The sequence below is a fragment of the Caballeronia sp. M23-90 genome (assembly GCF_053574605.1).
Genome location: NZ_JBSIPA010000612.1, coordinates 1 through 3,132, shown reverse-complemented (window position 1 = coordinate 3,132; position 3,132 = coordinate 1). Strand labels below are relative to the sequence as shown.

The 3,132-nt window shown below is 58.9% G+C and carries 4 protein-coding genes; 2 read left to right on the top strand and 2 right to left on the bottom strand.

Annotated elements, in window-relative coordinates:
• Positions 1-188: 188 nt before the first annotated feature.
• Positions 189-1,220 (top strand): NADP-dependent oxidoreductase, encoded by a 1,032-nt coding sequence (locus ACRXB1_RS33470; protein ID WP_449494466.1) that lies wholly within the window; start codon positions 189-191, stop codon positions 1,218-1,220.
• A 217-nt stretch (positions 1,221-1,437) separates the two neighbouring features.
• Here ACRXB1_RS33470 and ACRXB1_RS33465 read toward each other — a convergent pair whose 3' ends face one another.
• The gene (locus ACRXB1_RS33465; protein WP_075358313.1) at positions 1,438-2,037 is read right to left on the bottom strand and encodes a GNAT family N-acetyltransferase; all 600 of its coding nucleotides are present in this window, start codon (positions 2,035-2,037) and stop codon (positions 1,438-1,440) included.
• Positions 2,038-2,231: 194 nt separating this feature from the next.
• Between ACRXB1_RS33465 and ACRXB1_RS33460 the strand changes: the two genes are divergently transcribed.
• Positions 2,232-2,435: a hypothetical protein gene (locus ACRXB1_RS33460; protein WP_062002124.1), complete on the top strand. Its 204-nt coding sequence runs from the start codon at positions 2,232-2,234 to the stop codon at positions 2,433-2,435.
• Between the two features lie 4 nt (positions 2,436-2,439).
• Here ACRXB1_RS33460 and ACRXB1_RS33455 read toward each other — a convergent pair whose 3' ends face one another.
• Positions 2,440-3,003 (bottom strand): substrate binding domain-containing protein, encoded by a 564-nt coding sequence (locus ACRXB1_RS33455; RefSeq protein ID WP_449494467.1) that lies wholly within the window; start codon positions 3,001-3,003, stop codon positions 2,440-2,442.
• Positions 3,004-3,132 lie beyond the last annotated feature (129 nt).

Here is a 3,132-nt window from a genome sequence, read left to right as displayed (position 1 = left end):
TCGGCTGCGATTGCGGTGACGCGGCATGGCCCGGCGACATCGCCGGATGCGGCCGGGATCGATGCGTTCATGGCGTCGCACGAATAACGCTGTCCGCATGGAAGCACACGTCCGGTTCTGCGCAATCGGTCAAGCGCGTATATGCTGGGTTCCCCTCGATATCCACGTCGATACGCACGGAGAACCGCATGACTGCATCCATCGCCCAGCAGGTCGTTCTGGCCGCTCGCCCGACAGGCGGCCGCGCACAGCTCACGGATTTCCGCCTCGAAGATGTGCCCATGCCCGTGCCGAAAGAGGGGCAGGTGCTGTTGCGCGTCGATTACTTGTCGCTCGATCCGTATATGCGCGGCCGCATGAACGACGCGCGCTCGTACGCGAAACCCGTGCAGATCGGTGAGCCGATGACGGGCGAAAGCGTGGCGACGGTCATCGAATCGAAGGATGCAGCGCTGCCGGCCGGCGCGCACGTTCTGGTGACGGCGGGCTGGGTGTCACATGCCGTAGCCGATGCACAAAACCTCGCCGCGCTTCCCGCCGATGGCATTCCCGCCCGCGCCTATCTCGGAGTGCTCGGCATGCCGGGCTTCACCGCGTACTCGGGCATGGCCGCGATCGGCAAGCCGAAGAGCGGCGAGACCGTGGTGGTCGGCGCGGCGAGCGGACCGGTTGGATCGCTCGTGGGGCAACTCGCGAAGCTGGTGGGTGCGCGCGTGGTCGGCATTGCGGGCGGCGCGAAAAAATGCGCGTATGTGGTCGAGCAACTGGGCTTCGATGCCGCCATCGATCACCGTGCGCCTGACGTCGCCGATCAACTGGCGAACGCGTGTCCGAGCGGTATCGATGTTTATTTCGAGAATATCGGCGGCGCGGTCTGGAAGGCCGTTTTGCCTTTGCTCAATCAATATGGACGCGTGCCGGTGTGCGGACTGATGGCGCAGACATCGGGGAAGAATGACGGCGTGGACGATGGACTCGCCACCACCATGCGCGCGATCCTGACGCGCAGTCTGACTGTGCGCGGGTATATCAATTACGAGTTTCTGGCTGAGTATCGGCAGGCGTTCCTTAAGGACGTCGGTGGATATCTGCGCGACGGCAAGATCAAACATCAGGAAGATGTCACGGACGGGCTCGCGAACGCGCCGCAAGCTTTCCTCGATATGATCGATGGACGCAATTTCGGGAAGGTGCTGGTGCGGGTGGGTGACGGGGAATGAGGGGCAGGGGTACACACGTAGATTTACAATCCGTCAGTTGTGAGATCGAGTACATACTTGTGCACACAAAGGATCGACCATGCCAACCACGAGAGTTTTTCGAAACGGAAATTCGTCGCTGTCGCACTTGACGTGATTCTCGTGACTAATAAGGCGCGCGACTTCGCGCACTATCCCGGCGTGCGGATTGAGAACTGGCTAAACGGCTAACCCTTCCTCAATCCCCAGGATTCACCCGCGAAGTCATGACGTGGTCCGCCCACTTCCCGTCGATCTTCAAGTACGCCTTCGCCAGCCCTTCGTGTTCGAACCCGAGCCGGGCGAGCAATCGTCCGCTGCGCTCGTTCTCCGGCCGATAACTCGCCATCACCCGATGCAGCTTGTAAGCATCGAACACGAAGTCAAGCGCGACACCGAGCGCTTCATGCATCAACCCGCGCCCTTCGTAACGCTGATCGATTGAATACCCGAGATTGCACGCCTGAAACGGTCCGCGAACGATGTTCGTAAAGTGGCAATCGCCAATCAGCGCGTTATCCGCTGCGTCCGCTGCATTCGAAAAAATCAGCAGATGCAGCGCCGTGCCCTCGGCCATGGCGTGTTCCATTTGCATCGCCCGCTCGTTCGCGGCTTGCGTCGAATAAAAACAGGCGTCGCGCGAAGGCTCCCAGGGTTCGAGATGCGCGCGATTCGCCACGCGGTACGCAAGCATGGCTTCGGCTTGTTGCAGGTCGGCGCGTCGCAGAACGACGCGCTTCGCGGCAAGACCATCCGGTGGAAATGCGGGAACTGCTTTGCTTTTGAAATCAAATGACATTGCGGAGCTATGAATAAACACAGAGTGCGGAGCAGCACCGCATTCAATATGAAGAAACGATAAGTCTGATTAATTCGGCAGTTTTAACCGCGCATGAATGTGTCTATTACGCAATCGCACTGCACGAAAGGCTGGTAAAAGATAGGTGAAAACCCTTATAATTCCCGAAGTTGATGAATCTAGGAACTTTGGAAATGTCCCGCCGCTTTGCCATCCTCGAGCGCGTTGCTTTCGCGCTTTTCACCATGTCCGCTGTCGCGGACGCAACGTTTATCAGTTACGAGAAGAGCGAGAACTTCCGTGACAATATCCATGAAATCGTGCGTGTAAGTAAGCAAGTGTCGTTGATGTATCCGGCAACCGGCAACGATCCGTGGATGCCGCTGGCTTCGGGCTGAAACTTTACAGCTTGTCTTTGAACGCCTGTTCCACGAAGTCCAGAAACACCCGGACGCGCGGCGACATATGCCGGCGATTCGCAAACACCGCATACAACTCGATTTCATCGCAGTGATAGGGCGCGAGGCACTCCACCAGCCGCCCTTCACGCAAGTCATCTTCTATATCCCATAGCGCCTTCAACGCGAGGCCGCGCCCCTTGAGGGCCCAGTCGTGCAGCACTTCGCCGCTTGCCGTCGATAAAGTCCCGCGTACCTGAACGTCCCGGCGCCGCCCGTCCTCCTGAAACACCCATCTGTCGAACACGCGTTGGCCGCGAACCAACCGGATGCAATCATGCCCGGCGAGGTCGGCGGGCGTATGCGGTGTGCCGCACCGCGCCAGATAATCAGGCGCGGCGCAAACGATTCGCCGGCTCGAAAGCAAACGCTTCGCGATTACACCGGTATCCGGCGGCAGACCGATACGCAAGGCTACATCGAGATTGTCATCGATCACGTCCAGGCCAATATCCGATAACACCAGCCGTACTTCGACTTCAGGGTAGTGGTCGGAGAACGCTTCGATCAGCGGCGCAAACGATTCGCCGGCTCGAAAGCAAACGCTTCGCGATTACACCGGTATCCGGCGGCAGACCGATACGCAAGGCTACATCGAGATTGTCATCGATCACGTCCAGGCCAATATCCGATAACA